The sequence below is a fragment of the Paenalkalicoccus suaedae genome, assembly GCF_006965545.2.
Lineage (GTDB): Bacteria > Bacillota > Bacilli > Bacillales > Salisediminibacteriaceae > Paenalkalicoccus > Paenalkalicoccus suaedae.
In genome coordinates, this window is record NZ_CP041372.2 from 145075 (window position 1) to 163681 (window position 18607).

General features: G+C 45.4%; 29 protein-coding genes. 27 read left to right on the forward strand and 2 right to left on the reverse strand.

Annotation, left to right across the window (positions count from 1 at the left end):
* The first annotated feature begins 23 nt into the window (after positions 1 to 23).
* The 25 genes from rplX (at position 24) to rpsI (ending at position 13871) form a co-directional block, all read left to right on the forward strand.
* Entirely contained in the window at positions 24 to 338 is a 315-nt protein-coding gene (rplX, locus tag FLK61_RS01170; RefSeq protein ID WP_176011089.1) for a 50S ribosomal protein L24, read from the forward strand.
* Between the two features lie 30 nt (positions 339 to 368).
* Positions 369 to 908 carry a 50S ribosomal protein L5 gene (gene rplE, locus FLK61_RS01175; RefSeq protein ID WP_176007729.1) on the forward strand — a complete coding sequence of 180 codons (540 nt, stop codon included), beginning with the start codon at positions 369 to 371 and terminating at the stop codon, positions 906 to 908.
* 30 nt (positions 909 to 938) lie between these two features.
* On the forward strand, positions 939 to 1124 hold the full coding sequence (locus FLK61_RS01180; protein ID WP_176007730.1) for a type Z 30S ribosomal protein S14: 186 nt from the start codon (positions 939 to 941) through the stop codon (positions 1122 to 1124).
* A gap of 29 nt (positions 1125 to 1153) precedes the next feature.
* Positions 1154 to 1552, forward strand: coding sequence for a 30S ribosomal protein S8 (rpsH, locus tag FLK61_RS01185; protein ID WP_176007731.1), 399 nt, complete (start codon positions 1154 to 1156; stop codon positions 1550 to 1552).
* A gap of 29 nt (positions 1553 to 1581) precedes the next feature.
* Positions 1582 to 2118, forward strand: a complete 537-nt coding sequence (gene rplF, locus FLK61_RS01190) for a 50S ribosomal protein L6 (RefSeq protein ID WP_176007732.1) — start codon at positions 1582 to 1584, stop codon at positions 2116 to 2118.
* A gap of 36 nt (positions 2119 to 2154) precedes the next feature.
* Positions 2155 to 2517, forward strand: a complete 363-nt coding sequence (gene rplR / locus FLK61_RS01195; RefSeq protein ID WP_176007733.1) for a 50S ribosomal protein L18 — start codon at positions 2155 to 2157, stop codon at positions 2515 to 2517.
* Positions 2518 to 2541: 24 nt separating this feature from the next.
* The gene (rpsE, locus tag FLK61_RS01200) at positions 2542 to 3039 is read left to right on the forward strand and encodes a 30S ribosomal protein S5 (protein ID WP_176007734.1); all 498 of its coding nucleotides are present in this window, start codon (positions 2542 to 2544) and stop codon (positions 3037 to 3039) included.
* Positions 3040 to 3052: 13 nt separating this feature from the next.
* The gene (gene rpmD / locus FLK61_RS01205) at positions 3053 to 3241 is read left to right on the forward strand and encodes a 50S ribosomal protein L30 (RefSeq protein ID WP_176007735.1); all 189 of its coding nucleotides are present in this window, start codon (positions 3053 to 3055) and stop codon (positions 3239 to 3241) included.
* Positions 3242 to 3269: 28 nt separating this feature from the next.
* The gene (rplO, locus tag FLK61_RS01210; RefSeq protein ID WP_176007736.1) at positions 3270 to 3710 is read left to right on the forward strand and encodes a 50S ribosomal protein L15; all 441 of its coding nucleotides are present in this window, start codon (positions 3270 to 3272) and stop codon (positions 3708 to 3710) included.
* Complete coding sequence (gene secY / locus FLK61_RS01215; RefSeq protein WP_176007737.1) at positions 3710 to 5002, forward strand: preprotein translocase subunit SecY; 1293 nt, start codon at positions 3710 to 3712, stop codon at positions 5000 to 5002. Before rplO ends, secY begins: the two co-directional genes overlap by 1 nt.
* 52 nt (positions 5003 to 5054) lie before the next feature.
* Positions 5055 to 5705: an adenylate kinase gene (locus FLK61_RS01220; RefSeq protein WP_176007738.1), complete on the forward strand. Its 651-nt coding sequence runs from the start codon at positions 5055 to 5057 to the stop codon at positions 5703 to 5705.
* Positions 5706 to 5708: 3 nt separating this feature from the next.
* Positions 5709 to 6458, forward strand: a complete 750-nt coding sequence (map, locus tag FLK61_RS01225) for a type I methionyl aminopeptidase (protein ID WP_176007739.1) — start codon at positions 5709 to 5711, stop codon at positions 6456 to 6458.
* 20 nt (positions 6459 to 6478) lie between these two features.
* Complete coding sequence (locus FLK61_RS01230) at positions 6479 to 6781, forward strand: KOW domain-containing RNA-binding protein (RefSeq protein WP_176007740.1); 303 nt, start codon at positions 6479 to 6481, stop codon at positions 6779 to 6781.
* Positions 6782 to 6785: 4 nt separating this feature from the next.
* Positions 6786 to 7004: a translation initiation factor IF-1 gene (gene infA, locus FLK61_RS01235; protein ID WP_176007741.1), complete on the forward strand. Its 219-nt coding sequence runs from the start codon at positions 6786 to 6788 to the stop codon at positions 7002 to 7004.
* Positions 7005 to 7051: 47 nt separating this feature from the next.
* Positions 7052 to 7165: a 50S ribosomal protein L36 gene (rpmJ, locus tag FLK61_RS01240; RefSeq protein ID WP_003322638.1), complete on the forward strand. Its 114-nt coding sequence runs from the start codon at positions 7052 to 7054 to the stop codon at positions 7163 to 7165.
* 20 nt (positions 7166 to 7185) lie between these two features.
* Positions 7186 to 7551, forward strand: a complete 366-nt coding sequence (gene rpsM, locus FLK61_RS01245) for a 30S ribosomal protein S13 (RefSeq protein ID WP_176007742.1) — start codon at positions 7186 to 7188, stop codon at positions 7549 to 7551.
* A gap of 18 nt (positions 7552 to 7569) precedes the next feature.
* On the forward strand, positions 7570 to 7962 hold the full coding sequence (gene rpsK, locus FLK61_RS01250) for a 30S ribosomal protein S11 (RefSeq protein WP_249777655.1): 393 nt from the start codon (positions 7570 to 7572) through the stop codon (positions 7960 to 7962).
* A 191-nt stretch (positions 7963 to 8153) separates the two neighbouring features.
* Positions 8154 to 9098 carry a DNA-directed RNA polymerase subunit alpha gene (locus tag FLK61_RS01255; RefSeq protein WP_176007743.1) on the forward strand — a complete coding sequence of 315 codons (945 nt, stop codon included), beginning with the start codon at positions 8154 to 8156 and terminating at the stop codon, positions 9096 to 9098.
* 53 nt (positions 9099 to 9151) lie between these two features.
* Complete coding sequence (rplQ, locus tag FLK61_RS01260) at positions 9152 to 9514, forward strand: 50S ribosomal protein L17 (protein WP_176007744.1); 363 nt, start codon at positions 9152 to 9154, stop codon at positions 9512 to 9514.
* 106 nt (positions 9515 to 9620) lie between these two features.
* Entirely contained in the window at positions 9621 to 10445 is an 825-nt protein-coding gene (locus FLK61_RS01265; protein WP_176007745.1) for an energy-coupling factor transporter ATPase, read from the forward strand.
* Entirely contained in the window at positions 10421 to 11287 is an 867-nt protein-coding gene (locus FLK61_RS01270) for an energy-coupling factor transporter ATPase (protein WP_176007746.1), read from the forward strand. The genes FLK61_RS01265 and FLK61_RS01270 overlap by 25 nt, the downstream gene beginning before the upstream one ends.
* On the forward strand, positions 11277 to 12080 hold the full coding sequence (locus FLK61_RS01275; RefSeq protein WP_176007747.1) for an energy-coupling factor transporter transmembrane component T family protein: 804 nt from the start codon (positions 11277 to 11279) through the stop codon (positions 12078 to 12080). Before FLK61_RS01270 ends, FLK61_RS01275 begins: the two co-directional genes overlap by 11 nt.
* Positions 12074 to 12862, forward strand: coding sequence for a tRNA pseudouridine(38-40) synthase TruA (truA, locus tag FLK61_RS01280; RefSeq protein WP_217706300.1), 789 nt, complete (start codon positions 12074 to 12076; stop codon positions 12860 to 12862). The genes FLK61_RS01275 and truA overlap by 7 nt, the downstream gene beginning before the upstream one ends.
* A 158-nt stretch (positions 12863 to 13020) precedes the next feature.
* A complete protein-coding gene (rplM, locus tag FLK61_RS01285) occupies positions 13021 to 13458 on the forward strand; it encodes a 50S ribosomal protein L13 (protein ID WP_176011092.1) in 438 nt (145 codons plus the stop codon).
* A gap of 20 nt (positions 13459 to 13478) precedes the next feature.
* Complete coding sequence (gene rpsI / locus FLK61_RS01290) at positions 13479 to 13871, forward strand: 30S ribosomal protein S9 (protein WP_176007748.1); 393 nt, start codon at positions 13479 to 13481, stop codon at positions 13869 to 13871.
* Positions 13872 to 14491: 620 nt separating this feature from the next.
* On the opposite strand, the gene FLK61_RS01295 is transcribed toward rpsI, so the two are convergent.
* Complete coding sequence (locus FLK61_RS01295; RefSeq protein WP_176007749.1) at positions 14492 to 15271, reverse strand: SDR family oxidoreductase; 780 nt, start codon at positions 15269 to 15271, stop codon at positions 14492 to 14494.
* Between the two features lie 224 nt (positions 15272 to 15495).
* On the opposite strand from FLK61_RS01295, the gene FLK61_RS01300 reads away from it, so the two are divergent.
* On the forward strand, positions 15496 to 16371 hold the full coding sequence (locus tag FLK61_RS01300; protein WP_176007750.1) for an SMP-30/gluconolactonase/LRE family protein: 876 nt from the start codon (positions 15496 to 15498) through the stop codon (positions 16369 to 16371).
* Between the two features lie 306 nt (positions 16372 to 16677).
* On the opposite strand, the gene FLK61_RS01305 is transcribed toward FLK61_RS01300, so the two are convergent.
* Positions 16678 to 17583: a methyl-accepting chemotaxis protein gene (locus FLK61_RS01305; RefSeq protein WP_176007751.1), complete on the reverse strand. Its 906-nt coding sequence runs from the start codon at positions 17581 to 17583 to the stop codon at positions 16678 to 16680.
* Between the two features lie 296 nt (positions 17584 to 17879).
* On the opposite strand from FLK61_RS01305, the gene FLK61_RS01310 reads away from it, so the two are divergent.
* The gene (locus FLK61_RS01310) at positions 17880 to 18599 is read left to right on the forward strand and encodes a CPBP family intramembrane glutamic endopeptidase (protein WP_176007752.1); all 720 of its coding nucleotides are present in this window, start codon (positions 17880 to 17882) and stop codon (positions 18597 to 18599) included.
* Positions 18600 to 18607: the final 8 nt, after the last annotated feature.

Below are 18607 nucleotides of genomic sequence, written 5' to 3' on the forward strand. Positions count from 1 at the left end.
GTGCCCTCATGTCCCAAACGAAATTGCACGTAAAAAAGGGAGATAACGTAAAAGTCATCTCTGGTAAAGATAAAGGTAAAGAAGGAACAGTTCTTGAAGCTTATCCAAGCAAGCAGCGTGTGCTTGTGGAAGGTGTAAACATGGTTAAGAAGCATGCGAAGCCATCTCAAGCTAACCCACAAGGCGGAATTCTTAACCAAGAAGCGTCGATCCACGTGTCAAACGTTATGGTCATCGACCCTAAGTCTGGTGAGCCAACGCGTATTGGATACCAAGGAACAGGTAAAGACAAAGTACGTATTGCTAAAAAATCTGGCGAAGTACTTGATAAGAAGTAATCGACCAGCTGTTGAAAGGAGGTTCATTCGATGAGTCGTCTGAAAGATAAGTACAATCAGGAGATTACTCCTGCACTAAAAGAAAAATTCAACTACTCTTCCGTTATGGAAGTTCCAGGTCTAGAGAAGATCGTTGTGAACATGGGTATCGGTGACGCAGTTCAGAACTCTAAAGTTCTTGATAAGGCTGTTGAGGAATTAACTCAAATCACTGGTCAAAAGCCATTAATCACAAAGGCAAAGAAATCTATCGCGGGCTTCAAGCTTCGTGAAGGTATGCCAATCGGTGCGAAAGTTACACTACGCGGTGAGCGTATGTACGACTTCCTCGACAAGCTAATTGCTGTTTCATTGCCACGTGTACGTGACTTCCGTGGTGTATCTAAGAAAGCATTTGACGGTCGCGGTAACTACACTTTAGGTGTAAAAGAACAGCTTATTTTCCCTGAGATTAGCTATGATGACGTTGATAAAGTCCGCGGTATGGATATCGTTATTGTTACAACTGCTAACACGGACGAAGAAGCGCGTGAGCTATTAACTCAAATGGGTATGCCGTTCCAAAAATAATAAAAACGACCAAAGAGAGGAGTGAAGACCTTGGCGAAAAAATCGATGATCGCAAAACAGAAGCGCACGAAGAAGTTTGGTGTACAAGAATACACTCGTTGCGAACGCTGTGGACGCCCTCACAGTGTAATCCGTAAGTTCAAGCTTTGCCGTATCTGCTTCCGTGAACTTGCATACAAAGGTCAAATTCCGGGCGTTAGAAAAGCTAGCTGGTAATTCCGTTTAAAGGAAGGAGGTAAAATACGATGGTCATGACAGATCCTATTTCTGATATGCTGACTCGCATCCGTAATGCGAATACAGTACGTCATACAAGCTTGGAGCTTCCAGCTTCCAAGATCAAGAAAGAAATTGCTGACATTTTAAAGCGCGAAGGTTTCATTCGCGATTACGAATCTATTGAAGATAGCAAGCAAGGCGTTCTTCGTATTTTCCTTAAGTATGGTGCGAATAACGAAAAGGTTATCACTGGACTTAAGAAAATCAGTAAGCCTGGACTACGCGTTTACGCGAAGTCTGATGAACTACCACGTGTACTAGGTGGACTTGGTATCGCGATTATTTCATCATCTAATGGACTAATCACGGACAAAGAAGCTCGTCAACAAAAAGTCGGCGGCGAAGTACTAGCGTACGTTTGGTAAGAAAAAGCAACAGAATGGAGGTGTAACGTATGTCTCGAATTGGTTTAAAACCTATTGAAGTTCCTTCTGATGTAGAAGTGAAGTTCAACAACTCAACGATTACAGTTAAAGGACCTAAAGGTGAGCTCACTCGTGAACTTCACCAAGACATGATCATTAAGCACGAAGATAACACGATCACTGTTGAGCGTCCTTCTGATCATAAAACTCACCGTGCGTTGCATGGTACAACTCGTAGCGTTGTAAGCAACATGATTGAAGGCGTAACGAAGGGTTACGAGAAGAAACTAGAACTAGTTGGTGTCGGTTACCGTGCGACTAAGACAGGCGACAAGCTTATCTTAAACGTTGGTCTATCTCACCAAGTAGAATTCGTACCTGAAGATGGTCTTGAAATCGATGTACCTGCTAACACGCAGATCACTGTTAAGGGTATTGACAAAGAGCGCGTTGGTGCACTTGCGTCAAACATCCGTGCGGTTCGTAAGCCTGAGCCTTACAAAGGTAAAGGTATCCGTTACGAAGGTGAATATGTACGTCGTAAAGAAGGTAAGACTGGTAAATAAACCCCTAAATTAACGGGAAGAAAGGATTGACGTTCAATGATCACGAAGACTGATAAGAACGCGGCGCGTAAGAAAAGACATGCGCATGTTCGTCGTACGATCACTGGTACTGCGGAACGTCCTCGCTTAAATGTTTTCCGTTCTAGTAAGCATATTTACGCACAGTTAATTGATGATGTAGCTGGTGTTACATTAGCAAGTGCTACAAGCTTAGATAAAGAACTTAATGTTGAAAACGGCGGGAACAAAGAAGCAGCACGCCAAGTTGGCGAACTTGTTGCAAAGCGTGCCCTTGATAAAGGATATGAAACAATTGTATTTGATCGTGGAGGATACCTCTATCACGGTCGTATCCAAATACTTGCAGATGCTGCTCGTGAAGCAGGTCTTAAGTTTTAATAAGCGCCAAAGGAGGGAAACACATTGCGTATCGATCCAAGCAAACTTGAAATTGAAGAGAGAGTCGTAACGGTCAACCGAGTAGCTAAGGTTGTTAAAGGTGGACGTCGTTTTCGTTTTGCTGCACTAGTTGTAGTCGGAGACAAAAACGGTCACGTTGGCTTCGGAATGGGTAAAGCACTTGAAGTGCCGGAAGCGATTCGTAAGGCGATTGAGGACGGTAAGAAAAATCTTATCCGTGTTCCGATTCAAGGAACAACTATTCCTCACCAGATCACTGGAGGATTTGGAGCTGGAAGCGTGCTTCTAAAGCCAGCATCTGAAGGTACTGGAGTTATCGCGGGCGGACCTGTTCGTGCGGTATTAGAATTAGCTGGTGTAGGCGACATTCTATCTAAGTCTCTAGGGTCTAATAACCCAATCAATATGGTACGTGCAACATTAGAAGGGCTATCTAGCTTAAAGAGCCCTGAAGACGTTGCAAAACTACGCGGCAAATCTGTAGAAGAGTTGCTAGGTTAAGGAGGGATTTGGCATGGCAAAGAAATTAGAAATCACCCTCACAAGAAGCTTGATCGGCCGTCCGGAAGATCAGCGAATTACAGTGAAGACTCTTGGTCTTCGCAAAATGAACCACTCTGTCGTACAAGAAGATAACGATGCAATGCGCGGAATGGTAAACAAAGTTTCTCATCTCGTCAGTGTAAAAGAAATTGACGCATAAAAAAGTAAACAGTTGAGGAGGTGTCAACATGCAACTTCACGAACTAAAACCTGCAGTAGGATCACGTAAAGAGCGTAAGCGCAAAGGACGTGGTGTCGGTACTGGTAACGGTAAGACAGCAGGTAAAGGTCACAAAGGTCAAAACGCACGTTCAGGCGGTGGCGTACGCCCAGGGTTCGAAGGTGGACAAATGCCTATCTTCCGTCGTCTTCCAAAGCGCGGATTTACAAACCCTAACCGTACTGAATACGCGATCGTGAATCTTGACACGCTAAACCGTTTCGAAGATGGAACGGAAGTTACTCCAGCGCTCTTAATCGAGACTGGTGTAGTTAAAAATGAGCGTGATGGTGTGAAGGTCCTTGGTAACGGGACATTAGAGCGTAAGCTGACTGTGAAAGCTAGTAAGTTTTCTACAACAGCAAAAGAAGCGATTGAGGCTGCCGGCGGATCTACTGAGGTGGTTTAATGTTCCAGACGATCTCCAATATCTTTCGAGTGGGTGATCTGAGGAACAAAATCTTCTTCACCTTAGCGATTTTAATCGTCTTTCGAATCGGCGCCCATATCCCCGCGCCAGGAGTAGATGCAAATGTGCTTGACTTCGGCGGGGAATTAAACGCCTTTGGTTTTCTTAATACCTTTGGCGGTGGTGCGTTGGAGAATTTCTCAATTTTTGCGACAGGAATAATGCCCTACATTACAGCTTCCATCATCGTGCAACTCTTAAGAATGGATGTCATTCCGAAGTTTGCCGAGTGGGGTAAGCAAGGGGAAGCTGGTCGCAAGAAGCTAGCACAAGTGACAAGATACGGTACAATTGTGATCGCGTTTGTTCAAGCCTTAGGAATGTCTATTGGTTTCAACAATCTATTTCCAAACCTCGTTCCGAATCCATCCATCCAGACGTACTTGCTTATTGCACTTACGCTCACTGGAGGGACAGCTTTCCTACTTTGGTTAGGGGAGCAGATTACGGCAAACGGAGTTGGGAACGGGATCTCAATTATTATCTTTGCTGGGATTGCTGCTGGGATTCCGAATGGAGTTAATCAAATTTATGTAACTCAATTCGAAGGCGCAGGAGATGCCTTGTTTCTTAACATCGTAACCGTGCTATTACTATTGTTAGCACTACTAGCGATTGTTGTAGGAGTTATTTTTGTTCAGCAAGCCCTAAGAAAAATACCTGTCCAGTATGCTAAGCGATTAGTTGCTGGGAAGCCGCAGGGTGGTCAATCAACCCACCTTCCGTTAAAGGTTAACTCTGCCGGGGTTATTCCGGTTATCTTTGCACTCTCACTCTTTATCTTCCCACCAACCGTGGCTGGATTCTTTGGAGATGAAAATGCAATTGCTAACTGGGTCGTGCAAAACTTCGATTATACACAACCATTTGGCTTAGTTGCTTATGTTGTGTTAATTATTGGTTTTACGTATTTCTATACGTTCGTACAGGTAAACCCGGAACAGATGGCAGATAATTTGAAAAAGCAGGGTGGGTACATCCCTGGTATTCGTCCCGGGAAGACAACGCAAGATTACATCACGAAGATCCTATATCGTTTGACTTTCGTTGGAGCAACTTTCCTGGCAACCGTATCAATCCTTCCTGTATTCTTCACTGAAGTAGCAGGATTACCTCCGGCCGTCCAGATCGGTGGTACTGGGCTCTTGATCGTTGTTGGTGTCGCTTTAGACACGATGAAGCAAATAGAAAGTCAGTTAATTAAGAGATCCTATAAGGGCTTTATCAAATAAGGGAGTGTAATACTCCCTTTACCTTCGGATTTCTACGATGGAGGGGAAAGACATGAACTTAATCTTGATGGGACTTCCTGGAGCAGGTAAAGGAACTCAAGCAGAAAGAATCGTCGACAAGTATGGCGTTCCTCATATCTCAACTGGCGATATGTTCCGTGCAGCTATTAAAGAAGGTACGGACTTAGGTTTAAAGGCAAAAGCATTTATGGATGAAGGTGCACTAGTACCGGATGAAGTAACAATTGGTATTGTTCGTGAGAGACTAAGTCAAGATGATTGCCAGAATGGCTTTCTTTTAGACGGCTTCCCAAGAACGGTAGCGCAAGCTTCTGCGTTAAACGATATGCTAGAAGAGTTAGGACGTCAGCTTGATCACGTTTTATATATTAAAGTACCTCGTGAGGACTTGTTTAAGCGTCTGACTGGTCGTTGGATCTGCCCAACATGCGGAGCAACGTATCATGAGATCTACAATCCTCCAAAGGTTCAAGGTAAATGTGATAAAGACGGTAGTGACTTGATTCAACGAGAAGACGATAAGCCGGCAACGGTTGATAAGCGATTGGAGGTTAATCTTGAGCAGACAAAGCCACTTGTAGACTTCTACGAGGCTAAAGGCTATCTTCGCAACATTGATGGTCAGCAAGAGATTAATTCTGTGTTCCAAGACATTGATTCTTTACTTCAAGGGAGTAAGTAATCAATGATCATTTGCAAAACTCCACGAGAGTTGGACATTATGCGCCAAGCAGGCGAGATCGTCGCAAAAACGCATAGTGAATTGCAAAAGCACATCAAGCCTGGAATAACGACAAAAGAATTGGACCATATCGCAGATAGATTTATTCGATCATGTAATGCGGTTCCATCTTTTAAAGGCTATAATGGATTTACTGGAAGTATTTGCACTTCAGTAAACGAAGAATTGGTACACGGTGTTCCCGGTAATCGTACACTCAACGATGGAGATGTTATTAGCATCGATATCGGAGCAGAGTACGAGGGGTACCATGGTGATTCAGCGTGGACATACGCGGTAGGTACGATCGACGAGGAGTCCAAGCGACTGCTTGACGTGACAGAACAAGCTCTTTTTGAAGGATTGAAGTTTGCACAGCCCGCAGCTAGATTATCCGACATCTCCCATGCAATTCAAACGTATGTGGAGCAACACGGTTTTTCCGTTGTGAGAGAGTATGTTGGTCACGGAATTGGTCAAAGCTTACACGAAGACCCGCCGATCCCGCACTTTGGTCCAGCTGGTCGCGGACCAAGGCTTAAAACGGGAATGGTACTTGCCATCGAACCGATGGTGAATGCTGGACGACGTCATGTTAGAACGCTACCGGATAACTGGACGGTCGTGACGACAGACGGCAAACGGTGTGCCCATTTCGAACACACAATTGCTATTGTCGATACAGGATATGAAATTATGACAAAAATCCATTAGTGGATAAAGGTGGTCAACAAATGAAAGATCCTGATTCGGTTCCGCAAGTCGGTGAACTTGTGAGAATTCTTCATGGAAGGGATAAAGATCAAGTAGCATGTATTATCGAGGTGCTAGATGAGAAGTTTGTGCATATCGCCGATGGGGATAAACGCAAAGTTGATCGTCCTAAGAAGAAGAATCTTCAGCACATTGAATGCAGCGAATTTGTCTCCCCGGAAGTTAAGAACAGTATTGTTGAAACGGGTCGTGTAACCAATGCAAAATTGCGTTTTGCAATTTCATCATATATCAACGATAATTTACTGAAGGAAGGAGAGTAAATTCATGGCCAAGGAAGATGTAATTGAAGTAGAAGGAACGGTCATTGAGCCGCTTCCCAATGCAATGTTTCGCGTAGAGTTAGAAAACGGTCATAAGATCCTGGCTCACGTTTCAGGTAAGATTCGTATGCACTACATCCGTATCCTACCAGGAGACAAAGTCACGGTTGAATTATCTCCGTATGATTTGACTCGCGGACGTATTACGTATCGATATAAATAAGTTCGACTCAAGTTTTAGTCACTCCGCATTATAAGGAGGTAAAGAGCATGAAGGTAAGACCATCAGTCAAGCCAATTTGCGAAAAGTGCAAAGTTATTCGCCGAAAAGGTACCGTCATGGTAATTTGCGAAAATCCAAAACACAAACAGAAGCAAGGGTAAAACCACAGGAGGTGTAAAGCATGGCACGTGTAGCAGGTGTCGACATTCCTCGTGATAAGCGAGTAGTCGTTTCTCTTACGTACGTCTTCGGAATTGGAAAGTCTCGTGCTATCCAAGTTCTTAAGGAAGCTGGTGTTTCTGAAGATACACGCGTTCGTGATCTAACAGAAGACGAGTTAGGGAAAATCCGTGAAGTAGTTAATGCAGTGAAAGTAGAAGGGGATCTTCGTCGTGAGATTTCTCTTAATATCAAGCGTTTAATCGAAATTGGTTCATACCGTGGTATCCGCCACCGTCGTGGACTACCAGTTCGTGGACAGAAGACGAAGAACAATGCACGTACTCGTAAGGGTCCTCGTCGTACAGTAGCGAACAAGAAAAAGTAAGGGAGGTAACCGGTAATTATGGCTAAACCAAAAACGAATCGTTCAAAGCGTCGTCAAAAGAAAAATATTGAGACTGGGATTGCACACATCCGATCTACGTTTAACAACACGATCGTAACAATCACAGATCCTCAAGGTAACGCAATCTCTTGGGCAAGCGCTGGAGGATTAGGATTCAAAGGCTCTCGTAAGTCAACTCCATTCGCGGCTCAAACTGCAGCAGAAGCAGCAGCTAAAACTGCAATGGAACATGGCATGAAGACTGTCGAAGTATCTGTAAAAGGTCCTGGTGCAGGTCGTGAAGCTGCAATCCGTTCCCTTCAAGCTGTAGGTCTTGAAGTAAACATGATTAAAGATGTTACGCCAGTTCCACACAACGGCTGCCGTCCACCAAAACGTCGTCGCGTTTAATCGCAACATGAAAAGGTATGGGTTGCCATACCTTTGTCAATAATGGTTTAATAGCCAGTAGTGAGCCATTTAACAGAATGGCAACTATAATATTGACGGTTTCGTAGCAGGTCAAGGTGTGCCCAGTGAGGGATTCCGGTTGTGGCTCCATCACAACCGGGGTTTCGACGTTTTGAAGGAGGGTTTGTTTAATGATCGAGATAGAAAAGCCGAAAATTGAAGCGGTCGAACTTAGCGACGATCACTCGTACGGTAAATTCGTCGTAGAACCTCTGGAACGTGGATACGGAACAACTCTAGGAAACTCACTTCGCAGAATCATGCTCTCCTCTTTACCGGGAGCTGCCGTAACAACGGTACAGTTTAACGGAGTATTACACGAGTTTTCTACGATTGAAGGTGTCGTTGAGGACGTAACAACGATCATCTTAAGTCTGAAAAAGCTCGCCCTTAAAATCTACTCAGATGAAGAAAAGACGTTAGAGATTGAAGCAAACGGAGAAGGCGTTATTACAGCGGCTAACTTTACTCACGATAGTGACGTAGAGATTTTAAATCCAGAGCTTCACATTGCGACGCTTTCAAAAGGTGCGAACTTCCAAATGAAAGTGACAGCAAAGCGTGGCCGTGGTTATGTTCCAGCTGATGGAAATAACACAGGTGACCTACCAATTGGTGTGATCCCTGTAGACTCGATCTTTACTCCGGTAACGAGAGCAAACTACCAGGTTGAAAACACTCGTGTTGGACAGGTAACAAACTTCGACAAGCTAACACTTGATGTATGGACAGATGGAAGTATCCGTCCTGAGGAAGCAGTTTCTTTAGGTGCGAAGATTTTAACCGAGCACTTAAATATCTTTGTAGGCCTAACTGATCAAGCGCAAAACGCTGAGATCATGGTCGAAAAAGAAGAAGATCAGAAGGAAAAAGTGCTTGAGATGACTATCGAAGAGCTAGACTTATCCGTTCGTTCTTATAACTGCTTAAAGAGAGCGGGAATTAATACCGTTCAAGAGCTAACACAAAAGTCAGAAGAAGACATGATGAAGGTCCGTAACCTCGGACGTAAGTCTCTAGAAGAAGTTCAGGAGAAACTTGCTGAACTAAGCCTAGGTCTTCGCAAGGAAGAATAGATTCTATTAGCTTCGGGCTAATAGATACGCATTGGTGAAGGAGGGAATTTACGATGGCATACAGAAAATTAGGTCGTGACAGCAGTGCGCGTAAAGCGTTACTACGTGACTTAACGACAGATCTAATCATCAACGAGCGCATCGAAACAACAGAATCAAAGGCAAAGGAACTTCGTTCTGTTGCGGAAAAAATGATCACTCTAGGTAAGCGTGGAGATCTTCATGCTCGCCGTCAAGCTGCTGCATTTGTTCGCAAAGAAGTAGCAGACACAGAGTCTGGTCAAGACGCTATTCAAAAGCTTTTCGACGATGTTGCAAAGCGTTATGAAGATCGTCAAGGCGGCTACACACGAGTTCTTAAGCTTGGACCTCGTCGCGGAGACGGTGCAGAAATGGCAGTCGTAGAACTAGTTTAATCTAGTATCTATCACAGGGGCGAGACCTTAACCTTCCGTAGGTTATGGATCTGTGCCCTTTTTTATTTGGTTTAACCAGGCTTTTCGTCAAAGGGGGCGGACATGGGTGATCTCGGTTGATTCTTTATCATTTCGCTATCAAGGAGCAGAGCAAGATGCGCTTCACGACATTACCTTTACTGTAAAGAAGGGTGAATGGCTTGCTGTACTCGGTCATAATGGATCAGGCAAATCCACGCTCGCAAAGTGTTTGAATGGTCTTTATCTGCCATCTTCAGGCACCGTCACTGCCGCAGGCTTTGACACGCGTAGCGATGAGACCGTGATGCAGCTTCGTAGAAGAGTCGGAATGGTGTTTCAAAACCCGGATAATCAGCTTGTCGCAACGACCGTTAGTGATGATGTTGCGTTTGGGCTTGAGAATGCGGGGATAGAGAGAGAGCAAATGCGTAAACGTGTGAAGGAGAGTATATCGTTACTCGGTCTTACGGGACTTGAGGCATCAGAGCCACATCGCCTGTCTGGTGGTCAGAAGCAGCGGGTGGCGCTTGCTGGAATTATGGCTTTAGAGCCTGACGTTGTCATTTTAGACGAAGCAACCGCGATGCTCGACCCGAAAGGACGAAGCGAGGTACTCGCCATGATCCACACACTACGTGAGCGTGGTGTCACGATCATCACGATTACGCACGATGTGTCAGAAGCTGTTGATGCTGATCATCTGCTTGTTTTAAAGGACGGCAGGACCGTCACACATGCACCCCCTAAAGAAGTCTTCCGGGATGATGCGATTTTAGCGCACGCTGGACTTGTCGCGCCTTATGCGGTGCAGGTCGCGCGTGCGCTACAAGCTCGAGGCATTGCGCTCCCTGATGTGATGACAGAAGAGGAGCTGGTGATGGCCCTATGCACATACACGCAAAAAACGTAACGCACACGTACGGCGAAGGCTCGCCCTTTGAGTCGCGTGCACTTACAGATGTTAGTGTGTCACTTGCGCCCGGAAGCTATACAGCTATTGTTGGAGAGACGGGATCAGGCAAATCTACGTTCATCCAGCATCTAAACGGTCTGTTAAAACCGACCGCTGGCTCAATTACGATTGGCAAAACAACAGTAAAAAAAGACACCAAGCAAAAGGAACTATATGAGTTACGTCGTCATGTAGGCATGGTTTTTCAATTTTCTGAGCACCAGCTGTTTGATGAGACGGTGCTTCAGGACGTCATGTTTGGACCACTCAATTATGGAGCGACACAGACAGAGGCAAAAGAGCGCGCGATACGTTATTTAACGCTAGTTGGTATAAAGGAAGCCGATTTTAATCGGTCTCCCTTTGAACTAAGCGGGGGGCAGAAGCGTCGCGTTGCGATTGCAGGTGTATTAGCCTGTGAGCCGACTGTACTTGTGTTGGATGAACCAACAGCAGGCCTGGACCCAATAGGGCAACAGGAAGTGATGGAGCTCTTTTCTACGTGGTTTAAAGAAGAAGCGTCACGTAGCATTGTGCTGGTGACGCATCAGATGAATCAAGTGCTTACCTATGCCGAGCATATGCTTGTGTTTAAAGAGGGAGCCCTTATCACCGAGGGACAGCCTCTCGATATTTTCTTAAATAAGAGAATGCTGGGGGTTGATTTGCCGGATGCTTTGAGGCTCTTAAAGGGTGCCGAGGAGGCGCTTGGTGTGACGCTCTCTAAGACGGATACACGTCTTGAGGCGGTTGCGGATGCGCTTGCTGCGGCGTTGAAGGGGGAGCGGGATGTTAGATAATATCATTATCGGACAGTATGTCCCTCGCGACTCGATTATCCACCGTCTAGATCCACGCTCGAAGTTTTTGTGCGTGCTGATCTTTATGGTGTTTATCTTTACGACGCGCGATGCAGTAGCGCTCACGGTCGGTGCGACGATCACGACGCTTGCTGTCATCCTAGCAAATGTCCCGTGGCGCTTCTTTTTAAAAGGGCTTCGGTTCATCTTTATCTTGATTTTGATCACTGGGACGTTGCAACTGTTGCTTAATCGCACAGGCACGGTGCTCGTGGACGCTGGTTTTATTACCATCTACACGGGTGGCGTCATTGAGGGGGCGCTCATCGCCTTTCGGCTGTTGATGCTGATTGTGACGGCGACACTCCTCACGCTCACCACGCCCCCGATCGATTTGACTGATGGACTTGAGCGTTTGCTTAGTCCCGCTAAGCGCCTGAACGTACCGACTCATGAGCTTGCTCTGATGATGTCGATTGCCCTGCGCTTTATCCCAACTCTTCTGGGGGAAACATCGAAGATTATACACGCACAAATGGCTCGCGGAGCGGCCTTCGTACACGGCTCTATATGGCAACGATTAAAGGCGGTAACCCCAATCCTGATTCCACTCTTTGTCCAGTCCTTTCAACGCGCAGAGGACCTTGCAACGGCTATGGAAGCAAGAGGCTACGAGGGTGGCGATCACCGCACGAAATATCGAGAGCTTACATGGCAAACGAAGGATACGATCGCACTAGCTATTTACGTTGGATTTGCACTGATTACGATCATGGGAGGTCTTCTATGGTAAACACAACACGTATACTCGCTATGATTTCGTATGACGGTAGCGGCTTTTCTGGCTATCAGAGACAGCCAAACGCTCGCTCTGTCCAAGGGGAGATGGAGCAGGCGCTAGCAAAAATCCATAAGGCGGACTCGTGGCGATCTACATCGTCAGGAAGAACGGATGCAGGCGTGCACGGCATCTTGCAGCCCGTTCACTTCGATTCGCCACTCTCTATTCCGATAGAGCGGTGGCCGAGGGCGCTTAATGCGCTCCTCCCAGATGATATCATCGTCAGAAGCTGTGAAATCGTGTCTCACGACTTTCACGCAAGGTATGGCGCTGTTGCAAAGGAATACCTCTACAAGCTCACCACGGGCGAGCTAGACGTATTCAGACGCAACTATGTGTATCAGCTTGATGCGGAGCTTAACGAGGATGCGATGCAACGAGCGGCAAATTTGCTACTCGGCACGCATGACTTCTCCAGCTATTCGTCACCGAAAACGGATGTGGTCGATAAAGTGCGTACAATGTATGCAATCGATGTGATTCGGGACGGCGACGAGTGGACGTTGCGATTTGTTGGGAGCGGCTTTCTTTATCAGATGGTGCGTGTTTTAACAGGCACGCTTTTAGAGGTCGGTCGCGGAATGCGTGAGGTAGAGGACGTAAAAATGATCCTTGAGGCACAAGACCGCGCGGCTGCAGGTAAAACAGCACCTGGTCATGGTCTGTATTTATCCCAGGTTTTTTATGACGAAAAGGCGTTAACAGCGCATTTAAAGGAAACAAGAAAAAAATAAGAAAACACCAGGAAGAGTTGCTTTTTTCCTGTTGACATAGACTGCTATATATTATACTATAGTCTATGGTATTCTTATGCCCACTGCCCCGGGTACGGAATCTGATCGTAATGTTGGTTATTTTTTTTTGAGTGAGTATTAGGAGGGAAATTAATATGATGCGTACAACATATATGGCTAAGCCAAGCGAAATCGATCGCAAATGGTTCGTCGTTGACGCGGAAGGTAAGACGCTTGGTCGTCTAGCTTCTGAAGTAGCAACACTACTTCGTGGCAAGCACAAGCCAACGTTTACCCCGCACATGGACACTGGTGATAACGTAATTATCATCAATGCTGAAAAGATTCACCTAACTGGTAACAAACTAGCGGACAAGATGTACTACCGCCACAGCCGTTACCCAGGATCTCTTAAGTCTATGACTGCAGGAGAAATGCGTGACCGCAAGCCGACTCAACTTATCGAGCTTGCAGTAAAGGGAATGCTACCAAAAGGCTCTTTAGGACGCCAAGTAGCGAAAAAGATGCACGTGTATGCTGGTAATGAGCACCCACACGTTGCGCAAAAGCCAGAAGTTTACGAACTACGCGGTTAATATAGAAGGAGGGAATTCTCTTGGCACAAGTTCAATACTACGGAACAGGTCGTCGTAAGAACTCCGTTGCACGTGTACGTCTAGTACCTGGAGATGGCAAGATTGTCATCAACAAGCGTGATATCGACGAGTACTTCGATCTTGAGACATTAAAAGTTATTGCAAAGCAACCACTTGCTGAAACACAAACAGAAGGCACATACGATGTGCTTGTAAGTGTTAGCGGTGGAGGATACACTGGTCAAGCTGGTGCGGTACGTCACGGTATTTCTCGTGCGCTACTACAAGCTGATCCAGAGTTCCGTCCAGCTCTTAAGAAAGCTGGTTTCCTAACTCGTGACGCACGTATGAAAGAGCGTAAGAAATACGGTCTTAAAGCAGCACGTCGTGCGCCTCAGTTCTCGAAGCGTTAATTCTTTCAACAACAAAAGCGAGCCGTGTCTCTGTGGACGAGACCTTCGCATATCAAACCCTTCCTGCTTTTTACCAACCCTTGCAGGAAGGGTTTTTTGTGTTTTTTTTGGGGTGGGGAGCGGGTTTAGGTGCTTTATGTGGGGGGGTTCGGAGGAGTTGCGCTTGTATGCGTGTGGTTTATGTTCCTGATTTTAAAGTTATGTTCCTCATTGGGATTTTATGTTCCGCATTTGAGAGTTATGGACTTCTTTAAGGTCTAAAGTAGATGTATGTTCCTAATTTATAAAGTTATGTTCCCCATTTCAGAAATATGTGCCTTATTCTGAAGTTATGGACTTCCTCCATTGAACGCGCGCATAGACTTGCTTGATGCACGAATTGCCACTGTATCTATAAGATGTCATCTTTTCTCGCGCTAGTTAAGGTTCTATTCATACATTTTTTCTTTTAAATTTAGAGAGTGAAAATGGATGTATGCAGAGTGATGTTCCTGACTTAGAGTTTATGTTCCCAATTTAAAAGTTATGGACCCACACACCCAACAAAAACCGCCCCACAAACTCTGTGAGACAGCCTCTTTGTTTACCACTATCGTAACGACAACTTTCCCCACATACACCTACAGCAACGACGATCCTCCATCAATAAACAGCTCCGTACCTGTAATATGCTGAGAGGCATCAGATGCAAGGAAGGACACGAGGTCGGCTACCTGCTCGGGAGCGCCTGGGCCTTCTAGTGGTTGATCGCCATCTGGATACTCAACGGGGATCTCCACTTTTTCTAACTCTTTCTCTTTTGGATGCGTTTTGTTGACGATATCTGTTTCGATATAGCCTGGGCAGATGATATTGACGCGGATTTTATAGGTTGATAGCTCAAGCGCCGCCATTTTACCAAAGGCCAGTTGCCCGGCTTTTGTGCTACTGTAAGCGGACATGCCAAAGTTAGAGAATACGCGCGTGCCGTTGACGGAGCTCGTTAAAATAATGCTACCGCCGTTTTCCTTCATATGAGGGATAGCCGCTTTGACCGTATGGAAAGTACCGTTCAAATTAATCTCGATCGTTTTATTCCACTCGGACGTTTCAATATCCTCGATAGGAGCCACAGTTCCGTTCACGCCAGCATTCGCGAATACGATATCTACGCGACCAAATTTATCCACTGTACGCTTAAAGGCGTCTTTCACCTGCTGCTCATCCGTCGTGTCGACCTCAGCCGAGATGACATCGCCATCAAATTCCTTCACGGCTTCTTCTAAAGCCTCTCCATCTACATCAATGAGACAGATGCGGACGCCTTGCTTTGCGAGCTGTAGGGCTGCTGCCTTGCCCATTCCCGAGCCTCCGCCTGTAATGACCGCCACTTTTCCTTCTAATGATCCGTATGTATCCATGTGCTCCACCCCTTTTCCTAATCTTGGTGGAAGTTTTCCCTATTAACGCCGAACGAAACCTCTCCGTTCCAGGATCACCAAACAGATCTCTCCCTTTCCTCCTTTAGAAAATATGGTTAAATTCTTACTTAAAAGAGTGCTACTTTATTTTCTCGCCAGAAGTAAAGTAGTAGTATGAGGTTTTTATTTGTCATGGAATGGTAATAGAGTGGAGAGGTGATAACATGGGGAAAGCAGAACTACTATACGATGCAAAGGCAAAACTTGCAGAAGGACCGGTTTGGGACGAGGATAATGAGCAGCTAATGTGGGTCGATATTGAAGGGAAGACGGTTAATTTCCTTGATCCATCGGGTAAGAACGAAGAGCATTCACTTGAGCAACGGGTAGGCTGTGCCGTTCGCGGTATGAGCGGAGATGTTTACGTTGGTCTCGATAACGGACTTTACCGATATGAGCTGGAATCTAAGAAGCTTCACAGTATTCATGATCCAGAGGAAGATAAGCCAGGGAATCGATTTAATGATGGGAAGTGCGATCCAAAAGGTCGTTTCTATGCTGGAACAATGGTGTTAGATGGCGATGATGGAGACGCTGCGCTTTACTGTCTAAGCGGTGGTAAGGTCTCGACGGTTGTGACAGGCGCAACCATATCAAACGGTTTAGCGTGGGATGAACGGAAGGAAGTATTTTATTATATTGATACGCCAACGCACGAAATCCGTCGCTATCCGTATGACGTTGAAGCGGGTACGCTTGGAGAGCCAGAGGTTGTTTTTACTGCGCCAGACGACTTCGGACACCCAGACGGTATGACGATCGATGATGAAGGCAAGCTTTGGGTCGCCTTCTTTGACGGCGGCTGCGTGCGACGCATTTGCCCGGATGATCAGAAGGTGTTAGAAACAGTGGACGTCGCTGCGACCAACGTTACTTCATGTTGCTTCGGCGGTAAAAACATGGATGTACTCTATATCACGACTGGACGGGAAGGGAAGTCAGACGAAGAGCTCGAACAAGAACCCCACGCAGGCGGAATCTTTACATACAGCCCCGGCGTAACTGGAGCGAAGTCCTATCGGTATGATGATCGGGCTTGATAGGAAGCTTGTAATAGAATGAAATAGTTGAGGCTATACACCCTTCCTGATTTCCGGGAAGGGTTTTTGTATGTCTTTAATTAGGAAGTGAAGCGAACCGTAGCCATTGTGAAGAGAAAGATGCTGGAAGTGACGAGCAAGTTGGGAGAAGTGACGAGAAATAAAGAGGTGGAGCGGAATGGGACAATTAAATGAGAACTGAACGCAGTAACCGCTCCCCAACCTAAAAACACCAGCACCAAGCCCTCTCCACAGGATCTGTCGCTGGTGTTTTCTCTCCACTCGAACCCGAACCCGAAACTCCCCCTAAATCAACTCCACAAACTGCTTCGACTTCTCGTTCAGCTGTTGTGCTGACGAGCCGATTCGCTCGAAGTCTTCCACCGTTGTTTTAATCTGCTCCTGGCTCTCCGTCACGTTGTCCATGACCGTATGTGTGCCAGTATTGATCGTATCGACTTCTCTCGTGATCGCATCGACCGTTTGTTTTACTTCTCCGATGGCTTCCTCCACGCGCGCCGATAGCTTTCGGACCTCGTTTGCTACAATCGTAAACCCGCGACCGTGCTCGCCAGCTCGTGCAGCTTCGATCGCTGCGTTTAATGCGAGTAGGTTGGTTTGACTTGCGATGCCATTAATCGTCTTCACGACACCATTGATCTCCTCTGTTCGCTTATTAAGTGAGGTGAGTGTCTCCGCATTTTCTGACGAGACGGTGGTGATATGATCGATCTTATCAAGCAATTTGCGACTCCGAATGACGCCCTCCGCCGACCACTGGTTGAGCTGCTCGGACATGCTCTGCAGATCCTCCGCCATCTCCTTGGAGTTTTGATACCTCGCAGTGATATCTGTCGCTATTTTAGAAACGCCGATGACGGTGCGCTTTTGTTCGTCAAAAACGGGCATATAGGTCGCCTCAAGCCAGATAGGATTCCCATTCGCATGCTTGCGCTCGATTGTATCTTGAAAGGATTTACCGTGAAATAAATCGCGCCAAAACTTCTCGTAGCTTGAGCTGTTTGCAAAATCATCAAAGCAAAGCTCCTTATGATACCGACCCTCAAGGTCATGGACCTCAAATCCAACGGTTTTCGCAAAAATAGGATTGACGTACGCTATTTTGCGGTTTTCATCGAAACGGATGATAGCTAAATTGTCCTCTATAGCACTTACCACTAAATCATCTGTCACTTTCTGGTCTGTATGCATGGTAAACCTCCTGTATGGTAGTGGTACTTTGGGAATAGTATGTAGACAAATTATATACGCAAACATTAAATTTAGCAAAATATGTTTTGGGATAATTTTGATATAAATTCATTTGCATTTTATGTATTAATAGATGTCTGGATAATCCTTTATTGTAGTTAAAATACAATTTTTGTATAATAGATTTAAAAGCGTGGATGAGAAGAGGAACTGATTGATTGCAAAATATGACGCACTTTAGGATTTGGAAGCTTTTACTTTGGATTATCTGTATTGGGGGAGGGGGTTCCCTAGTATTGGCAGTAATATTGCCCCAAAACCTAAACACTTTCAACGTTTATGGTATTTACCTATACTTAACTATTTTCTTATGGATCTATCTTTTTTTCAAAAAGCATAATATCTCATTTAAAGAATTAACTATCGGTAATACGCGAAAAGTACCGTGGCTAAAAATCGGAATCACCACTACTCTTATGTATGTGTTAAGTACCGCGATAACAGTAGCAGGCATCTTGTATCTCATGTATCTTTTTCCATCTTTTATTACGGATGCGGGAAGTGGTGGACCTGTTGTGGAAGAAACTCTCTTACGAGTACTCATTCACATATTGCTTACCGTCCTTACCGCTCCGATCGTGGAAGAGTTATTATTTAGAGGCATACTACAAAACAAATTGTCGTTCAAATACGGACGTGTAATTGGTATCGTATTAACAGCGCTCCTTTTTGCAGTCATTCATCCCTTATCTATGCTATCCGCATTTATCATTTCTATTTTTCTATCGATTCTCTATATACGATATCAAACAATTATTGTGCCAATATTGGCACATGTATTCTTTAATTTTTTATCTATCATTCAAACATATGGACTAGCCCCCTCTTCAGAAGAGCCTGCTATCACAGTTCCAAATGTAGAGGCTTTATGGATAATTAGTGGAATCATCTTATTTTTGTGTATGTTAATAATCCCTCTCGTTTATGTATTCTTTGTGCGCGAGACAGCCAGGTGATGAATGGT

Excerpts from the sequence above, each read along its gene's own strand:
- rpmJ (WP_003322638.1), top strand. The coding sequence starts at position 7,052 with ATGAAGGTAAGACCATCAGTCAAGCCAATTTGCGAAAAGTGCAAAGTT.
- FLK61_RS01255 (WP_176007743.1), top strand. The coding sequence starts at position 8,154 with ATGATCGAGATAGAAAAGCCGAAAATTGAAGCGGTCGAACTTAGCGAC.
- rplF (WP_176007732.1), top strand. The coding sequence starts at position 1,582 with ATGTCTCGAATTGGTTTAAAACCTATTGAAGTTCCTTCTGATGTAGAA.
- FLK61_RS01270 (WP_176007746.1), top strand. The coding sequence starts at position 10,421 with ATGCACATACACGCAAAAAACGTAACGCACACGTACGGCGAAGGCTCG.
- FLK61_RS01220 (WP_176007738.1), top strand. The coding sequence starts at position 5,055 with ATGAACTTAATCTTGATGGGACTTCCTGGAGCAGGTAAAGGAACTCAA.
- rpsH (WP_176007731.1), top strand. The coding sequence starts at position 1,154 with ATGGTCATGACAGATCCTATTTCTGATATGCTGACTCGCATCCGTAAT.
- rpsK (WP_249777655.1), top strand. The coding sequence starts at position 7,570 with ATGGCTAAACCAAAAACGAATCGTTCAAAGCGTCGTCAAAAGAAAAAT.
- rplO (WP_176007736.1), top strand. The coding sequence starts at position 3,270 with ATGCAACTTCACGAACTAAAACCTGCAGTAGGATCACGTAAAGAGCGT.
- infA (WP_176007741.1), top strand. The coding sequence starts at position 6,786 with ATGGCCAAGGAAGATGTAATTGAAGTAGAAGGAACGGTCATTGAGCCG.
- rplE (WP_176007729.1), top strand. The coding sequence starts at position 369 with ATGAGTCGTCTGAAAGATAAGTACAATCAGGAGATTACTCCTGCACTA.
- map (WP_176007739.1), top strand. The coding sequence starts at position 5,709 with ATGATCATTTGCAAAACTCCACGAGAGTTGGACATTATGCGCCAAGCA.
- FLK61_RS01300 (WP_176007750.1), top strand. The coding sequence starts at position 15,496 with ATGGGGAAAGCAGAACTACTATACGATGCAAAGGCAAAACTTGCAGAA.
- rpmD (WP_176007735.1), top strand. The coding sequence starts at position 3,053 with ATGGCAAAGAAATTAGAAATCACCCTCACAAGAAGCTTGATCGGCCGT.
- FLK61_RS01305 (WP_176007751.1), bottom strand. The coding sequence starts at position 17,583 with ATGCATACAGACCAGAAAGTGACAGATGATTTAGTGGTAAGTGCTATA.
- secY (WP_176007737.1), top strand. The coding sequence starts at position 3,710 with ATGTTCCAGACGATCTCCAATATCTTTCGAGTGGGTGATCTGAGGAAC.
- rplQ (WP_176007744.1), top strand. The coding sequence starts at position 9,152 with ATGGCATACAGAAAATTAGGTCGTGACAGCAGTGCGCGTAAAGCGTTA.
- FLK61_RS01295 (WP_176007749.1), bottom strand. The coding sequence starts at position 15,271 with ATGGATACATACGGATCATTAGAAGGAAAAGTGGCGGTCATTACAGGC.
- rplM (WP_176011092.1), top strand. The coding sequence starts at position 13,021 with ATGCGTACAACATATATGGCTAAGCCAAGCGAAATCGATCGCAAATGG.
- rpsM (WP_176007742.1), top strand. The coding sequence starts at position 7,186 with ATGGCACGTGTAGCAGGTGTCGACATTCCTCGTGATAAGCGAGTAGTC.
- rplR (WP_176007733.1), top strand. The coding sequence starts at position 2,155 with ATGATCACGAAGACTGATAAGAACGCGGCGCGTAAGAAAAGACATGCG.
- FLK61_RS01230 (WP_176007740.1), top strand. The coding sequence starts at position 6,479 with ATGAAAGATCCTGATTCGGTTCCGCAAGTCGGTGAACTTGTGAGAATT.
- FLK61_RS01275 (WP_176007747.1), top strand. The coding sequence starts at position 11,277 with ATGTTAGATAATATCATTATCGGACAGTATGTCCCTCGCGACTCGATT.
- truA (WP_217706300.1), top strand. The coding sequence starts at position 12,074 with ATGGTAAACACAACACGTATACTCGCTATGATTTCGTATGACGGTAGC.